Below are 15,229 nucleotides of genomic sequence, written 5' to 3' on the forward strand. Positions count from 1 at the left end.
TATATGAAAAAAGTCAAATGAATTAATAGACACAAATACTGTTGTATGCGCTTTACATGTTAGAGGGAGTAAATGTGTAATCTTTGAAAGCGTTCTTAAACCCTTTAACAACAAGCTTTTTGTTTGATAGAATAAAATTTGTGAACTTGTTGTGAACGATTGACAAAACACCCCCACCAACTTATATTAATAGTGATTGTTATAATTGACAGGAAAATCCTCTAATCTACGAAATCGGGAAAAGCGGGGTAGATCATTGATGAAAATGTGGCAGGCTGGTAAGCGGCTTCTCCCCATGACCGCAGCGCTCGGACTCATTCTCGCCGGATGCGGGCGGGAGGACTTGTCGGTACTTCGGCCGCAGGGCCCGGAAGCAGAGACTTCGTTCGGACTCATGAAGCTGGCGATCACCATCATGATCGTCGTACTGCTGATCGTCTTTGGCATTGCGGCCTATGTCCTTGTCCGTTACCGCAGAAAACCGGGGCAAAACGAAATTCCGGAGCAGGTGGAAGGCAGCTTCAAGCTGGAGGTGCTGTGGACGGTTATCCCGCTGATTCTTGTAGTAGTGTTAGCGGTGCCGACGGTAAAAGCCGTTTTTGCCGCTGGTGATGACCACTCTGGTGATGCCAACGCGGTGAAGGTCAAGGTAACCGGACATCAGTACTGGTGGGAATTCGAGTACACGGATTACGGCATAACTACAGCTCAGGATCTGGTGATTCCTGTAGGGAAAGACATCGCCTTTGAGCTGAGTACGAAGGATGTGCTGCATTCCTTCTGGGTCCCTTCCCTTTCCGGTAAAATCGATACCAATCCTGACGGGACAACGAACCGTTTCAGCTTCAGTGCGCCTAATGAAGGCGTTTACCGCGGCAAATGTGCGGAGCTGTGCGGCCCATCCCACGGGTTCATGGAATTCAAGGTGAAGTCGGTCAGTGAGGCTGCGTTTGAGGAGTGGATTGCCTCCATGAAGGCACCGGCGGTGCTTCCTGAAGATCCGGCGCTTGCCGAGAAGTTCAGATCGGCCTGCCTCACCTGCCATGCAGTGGGAGACCAGGGAATTGCCGGCGCAGGTCCCGATTTGACGGGCATCGGCTCCAGAGAGTCGGTAGCGGGAATTCTGCTGAATGATGATACACGTGAGGACGGGGCGCCTATAGAAGAGAATCTCAAAACCTGGCTTCATGATCCGGAAAGCGTCAAACCCGGGAATCTCATGCCTGATCCGAAAGAAGAGCTTGGCTTAACCGACGAGGAGATTGACGGAATAGCGGAATACCTGGCCGGTTATACCCTGAACTAAGATTTCTGCCATAAAGGGAAGCAGCATATTTGAAAAGGGGGTACGTACCTTGGCTCAAGCCGCGCAATCCTTCAATCCTGCACCGCCTCTAAGGCATGGCCATGCCGTCAAACGTCATACCGGCCTGATGGACTGGATCACCACCGTTGATCACAAAAAAATAGCGGTTCTGTATCTTTGGGCCGGCGGCTTCTTCTTTGGCATCGGCGGGCTGGAGGCTATTCTGATCCGCATCCAGCTGATCAAGCCGATGAATACCTTTCTGGATGCCCAGACCTTTAATGAACTCATTACCATGCACGGGACGACGATGATCTTCCTCGGTGTCATGCCGATCATCTTTGCGCTGATGAATGCGGTCATTCCGCTGCAGATCGGCGCGCGCGACGTTGCTTTTCCTTTTCTGAATGCGCTTGGTTTCTGGACCTTTTTGTTCGGCGGTCTTCTGCTTAACCTCAGCTGGATCATGGGCGGTGCGCCTGATGCCGGCTGGACCGCGTATACCCCGCTATCCTCTGCGGATTACAGCGCCACACACGGGGTGGACTTTTATACCATCGGCCTGCAGATTGCCGGCCTCGGTACCCTGATCGGGGGCATTAATTTTCTGGCAACCATTATCACCATGCGCGCACCGGGAATGTCCTTCATGCGGATGCCGATGTTCGCCTGGGCTACTTTTATTACCTCAGCAATCATTCTTTTCGCTTTTCCCGCAATTACTGTAGGGCTTGTACTGCTCACCTTTGACCGGATTCTGGGCGCCAACTTTTTTGATGTGGCCGGGGGCGGTAACCCTGTGCTCTGGCAGCATATTTTCTGGATCTTCGGCCATCCCGAAGTGTATATCCTGATTCTCCCGGCTTTCGGCATTATCTCTGAAGTTATTCCGACCTTCTCGCGCAAGCGCCTGTTCGGCTACAGCTCGATGGTGTTTGCCACGATTCTGATCGCCTTTCTCGGCTTCATGGTCTGGGCGCATCATATGTTCACAACCGGCCTCGGCCCGGTAGCGAACGCGCTGTTCTCGGTCTCCACCATGCTGATTGCTGTTCCGACAGGGATCAAAATCTTTAACTGGCTGTTCACGATGTGGGGCGGACAGGTACGGTTTACCTCTGCCAATCTGTTCGCGGTCGGTTTTATTCCAACCTTCACCATGGGCGGGGTAACGGGCGTTATGCTGGCTTCGGCGCCTGCCGATTTCCAGTTTCATGATACTTACTTTGTTGTCGCCCACTTCCATTACGTTATCGTCGGCGGTCTTGTGCTGGGGCTTTTCTCGGGGCTGCATTACTGGTGGCCGAAGATGTTCGGGCGGATGCTCAGCGAAACCTTGGGCAAATGGACGTTCTGGACCTTTATTATCGGCTTCCATATGACCTTCTTTGTACAGCATTTTCTCGGCCTGATGGGGATGCAGCGCCGCGTATTTACGTATCTGCCGAACCAGGATTTTGATCTCCTGAACCTGATCAGTACCATTGGGGCAGGACTCATGGGTGTAGGAATGATCATCTTCCTGCTCAATGTGTTTCTGACTTCACGTAAACCTGCGGATGCGGGGAATGATCCTTGGGAAGACGGCCGGACACTGGAGTGGACGATCCCTTCACCGCCGCCGGAGTACAATTTCAAGCAGACTCCGCTGGTACGCGGACTGGATGCCTTCTGGAAGGAAAAAACAGCCGGGCACAAGGCGATGACCCCGTCCGAGCCGGTGGGCTCGATCCATATGCCTTCGGCTACGCCGCTGCCGTTCGTGATGTCGGTCGGCATCTTCATCGCCGGTCTCGGCTTCATGTTCAGCCGTGATGAGTTTGGCAGCGCTGTGATGAGCTTTCTTTTTAACAATTATATTGTTACGGCGCTGGGGCTTCTCATTACCTTCGGATCGATGCTGCTCCGCTCGCTGTATGATGATCACGGCTGGCATATCGAGCCGGAAGAGCTGGAAGGGAGCTGAGGAACATGACAACTGCACATGCTGAGGCCGCAGACGCCAATCTTCCGCATGAGCCGGAAAAAGCGACACTGGAAGGACGCAACAAAGTTTTGGCCTTCTGGCTCTTTCTCGGCGGGGAAGCGGTGCTCTTCGGCACATTGTTCGCCACCTTCCTCGCTCTGCGCAACCAGACGAATGAAGGCCCGTCGGCCAATGAGCTGTTCCATCTGCCGCTGGTGGCGGCAGCCACCTTTCTGCTGCTTGCCAGCAGCCTGACAAGTGTGTTCGCCATCCAGGCCATGCACAGGAACCACCCGGCACAGCTGCGGAACTGGCTGGTGGTCACTGTAGTGCTCGGCGCGCTCTTCCTGGGGCTTGAAATTTACGAATTCAGCGAATATGTGCGGCATGAGGAATTCGGGATGACCACGAGTGCGTTCAGTTCGGCCTTCTATACGCTTGTCGGATTTCACGGGGCACATGTGGCGTTCGGATTTGTATGGATCGCGGTGCTGATCGGCCAGCTGTCCCGCAAGGGACTGACTGTCGTGACGGCGCCCAAGATTTATGTATCAGCCATGTACTGGCACTTTATCGACGTGGTATGGGTCTTTATCTTTACGGTAGTCTATCTGCTCGGAAAGGTGGGGTGAAGCCATGGCAGGTGAACAGCATTCCCGGGACGGTGCGGTGAAGCACCGCCACCGGCATGAAGGGCCGCAGCGGCATATTGTAGTGTTTGTTTTCTCGATTGTCCTGACGCTGATCGCTTTCGCTGTTGTAGCGGCCGGAGGCGTCAATGCTGCCTTTGCGGTCATTCTGCTGCTAGTGATGGCCGTACTGCAGGTGTTCCTGCAAATGAGCTTCTGGATGCACCTGAAGGATAAGGGGCATATGCTGCCGATTATATTTATGCTGGGCGGTTTTTTTATCGCCGGTACCTGCATCATCATGTCGTTGTATTGGGTATGGTGGGACTAAGCGGTCCGGCAAATGACCTGAATAGGCTCCGGAGTCAAGGCCTCACGTTGTGGGGCCATTTTTTGCATGAATAGAGGGGAGGTTAATGAAGTGCTGGGACTGCAATATTTCAGCTTTGCCGACAAGTGGAGTCCGCTCTTTCTGGCCGTGATGCTGCTGCTGACAGCCGGATACTTTGTGCTGATCGGTCCGCTTTCCGGCCGGTTCCCGGGTTCTGCTGAAGTACCGCTATGGCGCAGGGGGCTGTTCCTGTGCGGAATGCTGGCACTCTATCTGGCCCAGGGCGGTCCGGTCAGCCTGCTGGGGCATATCCTCTTTTCCTTCCATATGGTCAGCATGGCATTATCCTATCTCGTGGCGGTTCCGCTCATTATGCTGGGTATACCGGACTGGTGCTGGCGCGCTTTTATCAAAGTAAACCCCTTCCGCAGGCTGTCCTTCCTGGCACAGCCGGTGGTGGCAGCACTGCTGTTCAACGGTCTGTTCTCGCTCTACCATATCCCGGTGATCCATGATTATGTCATGCTTAATTTCGCGGTTCACCGGCTCTATTACGGTGTGCTGTTCCTGACCTCGGCCCTCATGTGGTGGAATCTGATCAATCCGCTTCCCGAGCAGCGCCGGCTGGGCGGGCTGGGCCAGGTAGGTTTTATTTTTCTGAACATGGTTCTCCTGACCCCGGCCTGCGGCCTGATTATTTTTGCCAGTGCTCCGCTGTATGCGACCTACAGTAACCCGGATGTCTGGGCCCGGGCGATGGGTTACTGTGTATCAGGTAATCCCGCTGCGCTGCTGCAGGCTTTTGGCGGCCCGTCGTTCTTCAGTTCGCTCTCTCCGAAGGTGGATCAGCAGGTCGGCGGAATCGCCATGAAGTTCATTCAGGAATTTATTTTTGCCTCTATGCTTGTCTTTGTGTTCTATCATTGGTATAAAAAAGAGAACGGTCAAGACCATGCGGAATCTTCCGCTTCATCCGGGGATCTGGAGGATGGGGTTTTGAACCGTGCATAACCGGTGAGCAGGTAGGAGGATAACCATGGATATTTTCACAGTGTTTCCAACGATCAGTACCTCTTTTATCGTAATCAGTGCAGTGCTGGTGGCGGTCGGCTGGGGACTCATCATCAAGGGCAAACGCGAGGCGCACAAGAAGACAATGATTGCTGCTGCGGTTGCGGCTATTCTGTTTTTTATTGTGTACGTGTCAAGAACGATCTTTGTAGGCAATACCTCCTGGGGCGGGCCGGAGCACCTGACGACTATTTACCACGTCTTTCTGATCTTCCATATTGTGCTCGCTACCGTGGCAGCTGTATTCGGCATTACGACGCTGGTTCTCGGCTTCAAAGCCAAGTATGCGAAGCACCGGAAATGGGGAAGGGTAACCTCCGTAATCTGGTTCATTACAGCGATTACAGGAGTGGCTGTCTATGTGCTGCTGTACATGCTTTACCCTGGCGGTCATACGAAGCCGGTCTGGGAAGTTATTATGGGCGGGTAGACAGGAACATCAACAGGTCTGTGCATTTGCACTCCATCAGGAGGGCGGGCGCAGGCCTGTTTTTTTGCGTGGACATGGGATTGTACCGGTACCGGTCTGAAAATTATGGAAAAAAAGTGCTTGACGATGGAAAATACAGGACATATACTGTGTATATAGATATATACAGTAAGCACAGAGATATGAACACCTCATCGTGTGCATGTGCTGTGAGATAAAGCGAGGTAGGATGAATGACAACGATCAAACATGCCTTGGTCATTGCACGCAGTGAATTACGCGGCGACAGACTGAATCTGGTATGGATACTGCTCTGGGCGATCATCTTCATGGGCGGTTATATGGGCATGATGACAGGTTCCATGCTGAACACTGTGCTGGAAGACGGTGAAGTGCGGTTAGCTGCCGACGTGATGCTCCTTACCTTCGTTCCGATGCTGGGCCTCACATTTTCCAAACGGACGATGAAGTATCTGAGCGAAGACACCTACACCCGGATACTGGCCTATATGCGCAGCCTGCCAGTTCCAATCGAAGTGGTGATGTGCAAAAGAAAGCTCCAGGCCGCCGGCTCTTTTATACTGAACGGCATTATGTTCTTCGGCCTGGTCTACGCTGTCAGTTCCAATATGCGGCAGGAGATGCCGTTCACGGATTACCTGGCGTTTACATTGACATGGGTCGGCTACGGGCTGACCGTTACGGGACTGTTTATCTTCTTCGAACTGCTGTTCAGCGGGAAGCTCTACTGCATATACATCTTCTCGATTATGGCGCTGGTTATCGGGCTGGCGGTGCTGATCACCTTTAACGGAGGCAACCTGTTCCTCTACAGTATCTCTGTATCGCAAGAGTTTGGGCTGCTGTCTCCGCTGATGTGGAGCACACTGCTGCTTGGTACGCTATCGGTACAGCTGTTCTCCAAATGGACGATTCACCGGCTGAAGAGCCGCGATCTCGTATGAGAGGGCGGGGATAAGCGATGTGGATACCGATTCAGATTAACGAGAACAGTGCCGAGCCGCTGTATCACCAGATTGAGACCCAACTGAAATCGCTGATCATCAGCGGAGTGATTACGGAAGGGACGCTGCTTCCCTCCATCCGCGAGTTTGCCGGAGAACTGAAGTGCAGCGTCATTACAGTCCGGAGGGTGTACCAGGATCTGGAGAATGAAGGGCTGCTCCGGACAAGGCAGGGCACAGGCACCTTCGTATCGCATGTAGCAGATGGAGCCATGGAGGAATACAAGCGGGATGCCGTCCGCAAGGCGCTGGAAAGCGCGGTCGATGTCGGATTGTCGGTGCAATGCAGCGAAGAGGAGTTGAATGAAATCTACCGGGAAATTGTGAAAGAGAAATATAACAAAAAGGAATGAAAGGTGGGGCCTTGGCATGGTACAGCAGGCAATTGAACTGCGGAATGTAAGCAAGAAGCGGCGCAACAAAACAATCGGGCCGCTAAATCTGAATCTTCCGCAAGGCTATATTACCGCACTGGTAGGACAGAACGGCTCCGGCAAAAGCACGCTCCTGAACATGCTGCTGCAGCTGACATTTCCGGATGAAGGCGAGATCCGCTGGTTTGAGGAGGCCCATAGAGGCGGCCTACCGCTTGAACTCCGCCAAGGCATCGCCTTCGTTCCGGAAACCTCGCAGACGGAGGAGAAGTACTGGACTGCCGGTGAAGCTGCGGCATTCCGCAGCCACTGGTACCCGGCATGGGACCACGGTTATTTTGAAGAGCTGATGGAGAAGTTCGAGGTGCCGCGGAACTCCAGGCTGGGCAAAATGTCCAAGGGCGAACGCCGCAAGTTTGAAATTGCCGCCGCGCTTGCCTCATGCCCGCGCCTGCTGCTGCTGGATGAGCCATCCTCAGGCCTCGATCCCTTTGCCTGGAAGGCGATGATCGAGACGCTGCGCACTTATATGGATAAGCATAATGCGACGGTCATCATCTCCACTCATATTGTCGAAGAGGTCCGGCGGCTGGCGGATTACATCGTTCTGATGCATCAGGGCCGGCTGCTCGGAATGGCCGAGAAGGACAGCCTGTTCGGTTCCTGGACTGAGGTATGGGTCAATTCGGCAGATGAAGAGGAGTTGAAGGAGTTGAAGGAGGAGCTGCCGTCAGCACTTCATTTTAACCTGGAAAGGCCGGGAGTAGGTTCTTTTATAGTAGAGCAATTCCATCTTCATGAGAAACGCATTCAGGATTTGGGCGTAAAGGTTATCAAGAGCCGCAGTCTGGAACTGGACGAAATCCTGGCTTTATGGTCACAAGGGCATGATCCGATACTGATTAACCAGAGGAGAGGGGACTAAAGAATGGAAGCTTTGAAGCTGGAACAGGTAGTGAAGCAGTATGGAGACAAAACAGCGGTAAACCAGATTAGCCTGAAGGTTGGAGCAGGAGAAATTTATGGTCTGCTGGGTGCCAACGGCGCCGGGAAAACGACAACAATGCGCATGGTGCTGGGCCTGATTTATCCTGATGGAGGGAAAATCCTGTATAACGGCAAGCCGTACAGCAATGAGCTGCAGCAGCTGATGGGTTATCTTCCGGAAGAACGCGGATTATACCCGAAGGTAAAGATCAGTGAACAGATTACATACTTGGGAAGGCTGCGCGGCATGTCGGCTTCTGATGCCGATAAGAGCCTGCGCTACTGGCTGGACCGCTTTGAGGTTCCGGAATATTACAACAAGAAGATTGAAGAGCTCTCCAAAGGGAACCAGCAAAAGATGGGCTTCATCGCCGCAGTCGTCCACAAGCCGCAAATTCTGATTCTCGATGAAGCGTTCAGCGGCCTGGATCCGGTAAATGTGGAGCTGCTGAAGGATACAGTCAAGGAATTACGCGACCAGGGCACGAGCATTCTGTTCTCTACCCACCGGATGGAGCATGTCGAGGAGCTATGCCGCAACATTACCATCCTGCAGAAGTCGAATACGGTCGTCCAGGGCGAGATCCGCGAGATCAAAAAAGGTTATCCGCGGGAAGAGGTGCTGCTGCGCACTGCCGGAGAAGTATCCGGCCTGGCAGGAATCCCGGGAGTCAGCGCTGTTCAGAAATCTGAACGCGGGTATCTGCTGTCGATCAGCGAGGTTGCAGCCGCGCAGCGGATTCTGCAGCATGCTGTTGTGCAGAGTGAGGTTGAGCATTTCGAAATCAAGGAACCGACGTTAAACCAAATCTTTATCAGAGCGGTGGGTGAATCCAATGAATAAGCTGGGACCAATTATCGGATTTACATTCAAGAATAAGGCGCGCACCAAGTCGTTTACAATCACAACACTGATCATTGTGCTGCTGATAACAATCGGAATGAACATCCCTTATTTTATCGACAAATTCAACGGGGATGACGGAGCGGCTGAAGCAACCCGCATCGGGGTGGTTACAGAAGCCGGAACACCGGCAACGGAGCTGCTGCTGGGCTACACTGCGCCGGAAGGCACCGAGAACAAGGTACAGCTGGAATCTTTCGCTTCTGCAGAGGATGCGGAGCTTGTCAAAGGACTGGATGAAGGTGATATTGAGGGCTATCTCACCTTCGGTACTTCATCAGGGGAAGGCGTTCCCCCGGTAACGTATCATAGCAATGACGGGGATCTGGACAGCGATGTCCAAACCTACCTGCAAACTGCACTGCAGCAGGTCAATACGCAGCTGATTGCGGAAGGCAAGCTGACGCCGGAGGAAGTATCGGCAATGTTCGCCCCGGTGATGATCGAAACGCAGCAGCTGGGCGCGGGCAGCGGAGCCGGCTCTGCCGGGGATGAATCCGCATCTCCAATCAATTATGTCATTGTCTATGTTCTGCTGATTCTCTTCTTCATGTCAATAATGCTGACCGGTAATATGATTGCCGCTGAGGTTACAGCCGAGAAGAGCTCACGAATTATGGAAATTCTGATTACCAGCGCTTCGCCGCTGAGCCAGATGTTCGGAAAAGTGCTCGGGGTATTCCTGGTCGGGCTGCTGCAGATTGCAATCATTGCCGCGAGCGTTGCAGCGAACCTGCTGCTGCCGCATAATGCGGGTATTCTGGCAGACTTCGATCTGGATCTGGGCCAGCTTAATGCAGGTATTCTTGTGTACGGCCTTATCCTTTACATTCTCGGCTTCTTCCTGTACGCCCTGATGTATGCTGCTGTAGGTTCGATTGTGAGCCGCACGGAAGAGCTTGGCCAGGCGACTATGCCTGTAATGATGCTTGGTTTTGTGAACTACTATATTCCTACATTCAGCGTTTCCGCACCTGACACCTTATTAGTTAAAATCGCCAGCTATGTTCCATTCACTTCACCGCTGAGCATGCTGCTGCGGATCGGAGTCGGCGATGTGGCGTTCTGGGAAATCGCAGTCTCGTTAATTATTCTGCTGGTTACCATCTTCGTGTTCGGCTGGCTGGCCGCCAAGATTTACCGTACCGGCGTACTCATGTACGGCAAGCGCCCGAGCATCAAGGAAATCCGCAAGGCAATGAAAGCTTACAAGTTTTAAAAAATAATCCCTAATCAGAGGAGTAGATAACAATGATGAACAAGAAAATGCAAAACAAACTGTTTCTTGCAGTCTGTGGCCTTAATATGATTACATTCAGTACTTTGATGGATACGAACGGCTCCCCTGTGCGCGATTTTATCCAGGGCATTGTGATTGGCTTGAGTGCTGCGGGGGCTGCTTATATTCTCTGGACTTCGGCAAAAGAGCGCAAGGGCAGAGCGTAGCAGTAAAATATTGGGTATAACACTTATGTAACGATAAAATATGGCTAAAGGAGACTACTTTACATGAAAAATTGGAAAAGAATGCTCTTATCCCTTACGATTTCTGCAGGACTGCTTACCTCGGCTGTTCCTGCAATGGCTGCTCCGCAGCAGCCTGGTGTTACAGTAAATAATCAGGCCATTAAGTATTCTGCAGGCGCACCAGTCCTTGATGAGGGCACAACGCTTGTCCCGCTCAAATCTACGCTGCAGGCGATGGATATCAAGCTGCAAAATGCTGCGGGTGATACGATCTACGCGGTTGTAGACGGCAAAACCATCACACTGAAAAGCAAGCTTAAAGTAATCAACGGCGTTACATATGCGCCGATCCGGGTCCTTGGAGATGCAACAGGCTATGAAGTCCGCTGGGATGCCAAAACCCGTACTGTCATTCTGCAATCCAAGACCGGAGACGGCGGCACCCAGACCTCCTCTGTAAATGCAGGCCGCGGCTTCATGTGGGAAGTCGAAGCCAACGGAAACACAGTGTACCTGGTCGGTTCGATGCATATTGCCGATGACAGCTTCTATCCGCTGCGCGATGAATATGAGGAGGCTTTCGCCGAGGCCGATTATCTGGGCGTAGAGATTGATATCAGCAAAGCTGCGGGCGAAGACCAGCAAAAGCTGATCATGGATCTGGGCATGTACCAGGACGGAACAACCCTGAAGGATCATGTGTCTGCCGAGACCTATGCGAAGCTGGGAGAGATTCTTAAAGAGGCCGGACTTGAGCCGAATGCGCTCGATGCCTTCAAGCCATGGGTGGCGGAATCCACACTCAGCAGCCTGAAAGCAGCAAAGGCCGGTTACGAGGCATCTGCCGGGATTGACCTGTATTTTATCCAGAAGGCTGTTGAACGTAAAATTCCGGTAGTAGAACTGGAGTCTTATGAATCGCAATTAAGCATGTTCAATGACTTCTCCCAGGAGCTGCAGGAGAAAAACCTAAGAGCGGCGCTGGACAACTTCGAGGTGCTGGATCAGAGCGTCGGCCTGATGGCTGAAATGTGGAAAACCGGCAATGAGGAGCAGCTGCTGGATCTGACGAACAACTTCTCCACTGACGCGGAATACGTCAAAGCAATGCTGATTGACCGCAACATCGGCATGGCAGATAAAATCGACGGCTATCTGAAAAACGGCAAAAAGGAAGAGTATTTTGTCGTGGTCGGCGCAGCCCACTATCTCGGTGAGCACGGCATCCTGAAGCTGCTGGAAGATAAGGGATACAAGGTAGTACGGAAGTAATATAGCTTAAGAAGAAGGCGGGATGCAGACCATGAATAATAAAAAGAAGCGGGATAACGCGATGACAAACGGATTGGCCATAGGCGTTGCATTGGGGATTGTGTTTGGCTCAATGTTTGACAATATAGGTCTGGGGCTGGCCATTGGTATTGCGCTGGGAGCCGGGATCGGCGCAGCTTACAAACCGGGAAAACACTAAACAACGCCAGAGGGGATTGGGATCATGCAGAGAATCAAGCTTGTGTATACACAGTTTTTGAGGGAACCTCTATGGTTTAAGATTTTTATTTCTTCCGCTCTGGCTGCTACAGTGATATTCAGCAGTTCATTTTTTCCGGAGGACAGCTACTACCAGGTCATTGCTAAACTCGCTGCAGCCGTATTTTTTATTACTTATGGTCTCAAATTCCGCAGAAATACACAAACATCCGTCATTTTTTTCGCTGTTGCTGCTCTATGTCTGTATCTGTCCTGGCATCATTTCAGCCTGATCTGAGCCGGAAATAATTTAAAGGCCGTCCTGGGAAACCAGGGCGGCCTTTTCTAGTACGCCCAGCATGGGCGTCATCTCTAGGGTGAAAGTCCCGAGCGGGGGCTGGCAAGCGCCTACCGTTAGCCAAGGGCAAGGGTGTCTACCGCGAGGTGGAATCTGAAGGAAGCCGGAGGCAAAAGCACGACCTGAGGTACACGAATCCAATTTGAGGCGGTTGCAGCCGGATGAGTCACCTAGACATGACGAAATCCTAAGCTGCCAAGGGCTGCAATCGTAAACTTGGGCAGGTGCGGGCGGAAAGATGACGTTCTTATCTGGGGAGGCCTGTCCGGTATGCAAGGAAAAAAAAACTTGTAACCGTAACCGAGAGGTTGCGCTGAACGGGCAGGAGTCAGCAGAGGCCATAGTACGTAAACTGTTGCAACAGTTTACGGAAGGGCTGAACCGAAAGGAGAGAGGAAACCGATGCGTTCGCATGAAGAGCAACGACAGCCGAATATCTCGCAAGAGAGCTGCCAGCAAAGAGAAGCGGTGAAGCCGCCAAGGCATGCTGGAGCGCCGAGTTCTTCGTCGGCACAAACCGCCCCTCCCTCTCGCAAAGCAGCGAACAACTTGCTGGAGCGAATGCTCGAAGGAGACAACCTTCGGCTCGCGTATAAACGAGTGGTACAGAACGGAGGAGCCCCCGGTGTGGACAATGTAACGGCAGCGAATCTACAAGCTTACTTGAAAACACATTGGGAACCGGTGAAAGCCGAACTTCTGGCGGGAACTTACAGACCTGCGCCAGTCAAACGGGTGGAAATCCCCAAACCCGGAGGCGGCGTACGGCTGCTGGGCATCCCGACCGTGATGGACCGTTTTCTCCAGCAGGCTCTTCTACAAGTCATGAATCCGATCTTTGACGCAGAATTCTCGTGGTACAGCTACGGCTTTCGACCCGGGAAAAGTGCACATGACGCAGTAAAACAAGCGCAAAGATATATCCAAAAGGGTCTGAGGTGGGTCGTGGACCTCGATCTTGAGAAATTCTTTGACCGGGTAAATCACGACATGCTGATGGCGAGAGTGGCGCGGAAAGTGACAGACAAAAGAGTGCTGACACTGATTCGCGCGTATCTAAACGCCGGAGTCATGGTGAATGGAAAGCTGGAGCACAGCCAGGAAGGAACGCCGCAAGGCGGTCCGCTGAGCCCGCTTTTGGCAAACATTCTGCTGGATGATCTGGATAAGGAATTGACCGTACGTGGCCTGCACTTTGTACGCTATGCGGACGACTGTAATATCTTTGTGGCGAGCAAACGAGCTGGCGAACGGGTCATGGAATCGGTTAGCGGGTTTGTAGAAGGAAAGCTAAAACTGAAAGTGAACCGGGAAAAGAGTGCAGTCGCCAGACCTTGGCACCGGAAGTTTTTAGGATTCAGTTTCCTGAGCCAGAAACAGGCAACCATTCGATTAGCACCGAAGACCATTTCGCGATTCAAGGAGAGAATCCGTGAACTGACAAACCGAACGTGGTCCATTTCCATGGAAGAACGAATTTGCCGACTAAACCGTTATCTGATGGGGTGGCTTGGCTATTTCCATCTAGCGTCGGCGAAGAAACACCTCCACACGTTGGACCAATGGATTCGGAGAAGGCTGCGAATGTGCCTGTGGAAACAATGGAAGCGAGTGCGCACACGAATCCGCGAACTCCGGGCGCTTGGGGTGCCTGAGTGGGCCTGTTTCACGATGGCCAACTCGCGGCGAGGCGCATGGGAAATGTCCCGGAATACAAATAATGCCCTCCCGACTTCCTATTGGGAAGCGAAAGGGCTGAAAAGCTTGCTTTCACGTTACTTAGAGCTTTGTTAACCTTTTGGAACCGCCGTATGCGGACCCGCATGTACGGTGGTGTGAGAGGACGGGGGCTTGCCGCCTCCTCCTACTCGATTGGAAGGCACAACATCCGCAAATCCTAATAGACATACCGGCGCTGTGCCCAGAAGCTGAACAGAAATAACAGGCATTCAGTAAGGAGTTTGGCCGGAATAAGCGGTACCCCCAGCAGTATATGCAGCAGCGAGAGGCACCCGTAATTGAGCCCAAGGACCAGAAGGACAAGGATATAATAGCGGGTCACGGATGTATGCACCGCTCCTTTGTTCTGCCGGCTGAAGACAAATCTCCGGTTCATGGCATAATTGGCGGCCGAGCTTCCGGCTCTGGCAGCTATGACAGACAGCAGCAGGCTTCCCGTTGCAGCTTGAAGCAGGAGCAGAAGAAGGAAATCGAGCACACCGGAGACGATAGAAGAGGCGCTGAATTTAACAATCGGCAAATAAATCTTGAGTGAATCGGCGACAGGACGGAAATGGGAGGATTCATTGCCATTCAGGTAAATGGTATCAATCGGCAGCTCTGTAATGCCGTAGCCGCTTGACGGTGCTTCCAGCAGCAGATTCATCTCGTATTCAAACCGCTCTCCCGGCACCTGGCACAGCCAGTCCAGCATGGTCCGCGGATACCCGCGAAGGCCTGTCTGCGTATCCCCGATGCCGATCCCGGTCGCCGCGCCGTACACCTTGCTGGTAAGCCGGTTGCCGAACCGGCTGCGCAGCGGAACTCTGCCGGTAAACTGGCGGCTGCCGAGCACCATCCGGCCTCCGGCCGATTCACTGGCCTCGGCGACGGCAACAATGTCCTTCGGAGAATGCTGTCCGTCACTGTCGGCACATACGACAGCTGCAGCCGGAAGATTATCGAGAATATATTGAAATCCGGTTTTAAGTGCCCGGCCTTTGCCGCGGTTAACGACATGTGTGAGCACGGTGCAGCCGGCCTCCTTAACAGCTTCAAAGATGCTCCTGAACCGCTCGCCGCTCCCGTCATCTACAACAACGATGGGGTCTTTGGTCATCGCACGCAGGTTTTGGATCAGCTCGACCAGACGCTGGTCCGGTTCATAGGCTGGTATAAGTACAGTCATGAG

At 52.7% G+C, this 15,229-nt stretch carries 17 protein-coding genes; 16 read left to right on the forward strand and 1 reads right to left on the reverse strand.

Features of this window, described 5'->3' with window-relative positions:
• Nucleotides 1–256 precede the first annotated feature (256 nt).
• The 16 genes from coxB (at nucleotide 257) to ltrA (ending at nucleotide 14,112) form a co-directional block, all read left to right on the forward strand.
• On the forward strand, nucleotides 257–1,306 hold the full coding sequence (coxB, locus tag C2I18_RS14725; protein ID WP_249901882.1) for a cytochrome c oxidase subunit II: 1,050 nt from the start codon (nucleotides 257–259) through the stop codon (nucleotides 1,304–1,306).
• Nucleotides 1,307–1,433: 127 nt separating this feature from the next.
• On the forward strand, nucleotides 1,434–3,272 hold the full coding sequence (gene ctaD / locus C2I18_RS14730; protein WP_249902129.1) for a cytochrome c oxidase subunit I: 1,839 nt from the start codon (nucleotides 1,434–1,436) through the stop codon (nucleotides 3,270–3,272).
• Between the two features lie 5 nt (nucleotides 3,273–3,277).
• Nucleotides 3,278–3,904: a cytochrome (ubi)quinol oxidase subunit III gene (locus tag C2I18_RS14735; RefSeq protein WP_249901883.1), complete on the forward strand. Its 627-nt coding sequence runs from the start codon at nucleotides 3,278–3,280 to the stop codon at nucleotides 3,902–3,904.
• 4 nt (nucleotides 3,905–3,908) lie between these two features.
• Nucleotides 3,909–4,232 (forward strand): cytochrome C oxidase subunit IV family protein, encoded by a 324-nt coding sequence (locus C2I18_RS14740; protein WP_249901884.1) that lies wholly within the window; start codon nucleotides 3,909–3,911, stop codon nucleotides 4,230–4,232.
• 90 nt (nucleotides 4,233–4,322) lie between these two features.
• Complete coding sequence (gene ctaG, locus C2I18_RS14745) at nucleotides 4,323–5,243, forward strand: cytochrome c oxidase assembly factor CtaG (RefSeq protein WP_249901885.1); 921 nt, start codon at nucleotides 4,323–4,325, stop codon at nucleotides 5,241–5,243.
• A 25-nt stretch (nucleotides 5,244–5,268) separates the two neighbouring features.
• On the forward strand, nucleotides 5,269–5,733 hold the full coding sequence (locus C2I18_RS14750) for a DUF420 domain-containing protein (protein ID WP_249901886.1): 465 nt from the start codon (nucleotides 5,269–5,271) through the stop codon (nucleotides 5,731–5,733).
• Between the two features lie 233 nt (nucleotides 5,734–5,966).
• A complete protein-coding gene (locus C2I18_RS14755) occupies nucleotides 5,967–6,698 on the forward strand; it encodes a hypothetical protein (protein ID WP_249901887.1) in 732 nt (243 codons plus the stop codon).
• Nucleotides 6,699–6,715: 17 nt separating this feature from the next.
• Complete coding sequence (locus C2I18_RS14760; RefSeq protein ID WP_249901888.1) at nucleotides 6,716–7,111, forward strand: GntR family transcriptional regulator; 396 nt, start codon at nucleotides 6,716–6,718, stop codon at nucleotides 7,109–7,111.
• 16 nt (nucleotides 7,112–7,127) lie between these two features.
• Nucleotides 7,128–8,057 (forward strand): ABC transporter ATP-binding protein, encoded by a 930-nt coding sequence (locus tag C2I18_RS14765; RefSeq protein ID WP_249901889.1) that lies wholly within the window; start codon nucleotides 7,128–7,130, stop codon nucleotides 8,055–8,057.
• Nucleotides 8,058–8,060: 3 nt separating this feature from the next.
• On the forward strand, nucleotides 8,061–8,963 hold the full coding sequence (locus tag C2I18_RS14770; protein WP_249901890.1) for an ABC transporter ATP-binding protein: 903 nt from the start codon (nucleotides 8,061–8,063) through the stop codon (nucleotides 8,961–8,963).
• The gene (locus C2I18_RS14775; protein WP_249901891.1) at nucleotides 8,956–10,242 is read left to right on the forward strand and encodes an ABC transporter permease; all 1,287 of its coding nucleotides are present in this window, start codon (nucleotides 8,956–8,958) and stop codon (nucleotides 10,240–10,242) included. The genes C2I18_RS14770 and C2I18_RS14775 overlap by 8 nt, the downstream gene beginning before the upstream one ends.
• Before the next feature lie 32 nt (nucleotides 10,243–10,274).
• Nucleotides 10,275–10,469 (forward strand): hypothetical protein, encoded by a 195-nt coding sequence (locus C2I18_RS14780; RefSeq protein WP_249901892.1) that lies wholly within the window; start codon nucleotides 10,275–10,277, stop codon nucleotides 10,467–10,469.
• Between the two features lie 63 nt (nucleotides 10,470–10,532).
• Nucleotides 10,533–11,762: a TraB/GumN family protein gene (locus tag C2I18_RS14785; protein WP_249901893.1), complete on the forward strand. Its 1,230-nt coding sequence runs from the start codon at nucleotides 10,533–10,535 to the stop codon at nucleotides 11,760–11,762.
• Nucleotides 11,763–11,793: 31 nt separating this feature from the next.
• Nucleotides 11,794–11,961 (forward strand): glycine zipper domain-containing protein, encoded by a 168-nt coding sequence (locus C2I18_RS14790; protein ID WP_249901894.1) that lies wholly within the window; start codon nucleotides 11,794–11,796, stop codon nucleotides 11,959–11,961.
• 24 nt (nucleotides 11,962–11,985) lie between these two features.
• A complete protein-coding gene (locus C2I18_RS14795; RefSeq protein WP_249901895.1) occupies nucleotides 11,986–12,258 on the forward strand; it encodes a hypothetical protein in 273 nt (90 codons plus the stop codon).
• A 462-nt stretch (nucleotides 12,259–12,720) separates the two neighbouring features.
• Complete coding sequence (gene ltrA / locus C2I18_RS14800; RefSeq protein WP_249901896.1) at nucleotides 12,721–14,112, forward strand: group II intron reverse transcriptase/maturase; 1,392 nt, start codon at nucleotides 12,721–12,723, stop codon at nucleotides 14,110–14,112.
• 103 nt (nucleotides 14,113–14,215) lie between these two features.
• Here ltrA and C2I18_RS14805 read toward each other — a convergent pair whose 3' ends face one another.
• Nucleotides 14,216–15,226, reverse strand: a complete 1,011-nt coding sequence (locus tag C2I18_RS14805; protein ID WP_249901897.1) for a bifunctional glycosyltransferase family 2/GtrA family protein — start codon at nucleotides 15,224–15,226, stop codon at nucleotides 14,216–14,218.
• Nucleotides 15,227–15,229 lie beyond the last annotated feature (3 nt).

The sequence above is a fragment of the Paenibacillus sp. PK3_47 genome (assembly GCF_023520895.1).
Taxonomy (GTDB): domain Bacteria; phylum Bacillota; class Bacilli; order Paenibacillales; family Paenibacillaceae; genus Paenibacillus_AQ.

Coding starts and splice junctions, on each gene's coding strand:
- C2I18_RS14750 (WP_249901886.1), top strand. CDS start 5,269: ATGGATATTTTCACAGTGTTTCCAACGATCAGTACCTCTTTTATCGTA.
- ltrA (WP_249901896.1), top strand. CDS start 12,721: ATGCGTTCGCATGAAGAGCAACGACAGCCGAATATCTCGCAAGAGAGC.
- C2I18_RS14795 (WP_249901895.1), top strand. CDS start 11,986: ATGCAGAGAATCAAGCTTGTGTATACACAGTTTTTGAGGGAACCTCTA.
- C2I18_RS14780 (WP_249901892.1), top strand. CDS start 10,275: ATGATGAACAAGAAAATGCAAAACAAACTGTTTCTTGCAGTCTGTGGC.
- C2I18_RS14790 (WP_249901894.1), top strand. CDS start 11,794: ATGAATAATAAAAAGAAGCGGGATAACGCGATGACAAACGGATTGGCC.
- C2I18_RS14765 (WP_249901889.1), top strand. CDS start 7,128: ATGGTACAGCAGGCAATTGAACTGCGGAATGTAAGCAAGAAGCGGCGC.
- C2I18_RS14770 (WP_249901890.1), top strand. CDS start 8,061: ATGGAAGCTTTGAAGCTGGAACAGGTAGTGAAGCAGTATGGAGACAAA.
- ctaD (WP_249902129.1), top strand. CDS start 1,434: ATGGACTGGATCACCACCGTTGATCACAAAAAAATAGCGGTTCTGTAT.
- C2I18_RS14775 (WP_249901891.1), top strand. CDS start 8,956: ATGAATAAGCTGGGACCAATTATCGGATTTACATTCAAGAATAAGGCG.
- C2I18_RS14740 (WP_249901884.1), top strand. CDS start 3,909: ATGGCAGGTGAACAGCATTCCCGGGACGGTGCGGTGAAGCACCGCCAC.
- C2I18_RS14755 (WP_249901887.1), top strand. CDS start 5,967: ATGACAACGATCAAACATGCCTTGGTCATTGCACGCAGTGAATTACGC.
- C2I18_RS14735 (WP_249901883.1), top strand. CDS start 3,278: ATGACAACTGCACATGCTGAGGCCGCAGACGCCAATCTTCCGCATGAG.
- C2I18_RS14760 (WP_249901888.1), top strand. CDS start 6,716: ATGTGGATACCGATTCAGATTAACGAGAACAGTGCCGAGCCGCTGTAT.
- C2I18_RS14785 (WP_249901893.1), top strand. CDS start 10,533: ATGAAAAATTGGAAAAGAATGCTCTTATCCCTTACGATTTCTGCAGGA.
- C2I18_RS14805 (WP_249901897.1), bottom strand. CDS start 15,226: ATGACTGTACTTATACCAGCCTATGAACCGGACCAGCGTCTGGTCGAG.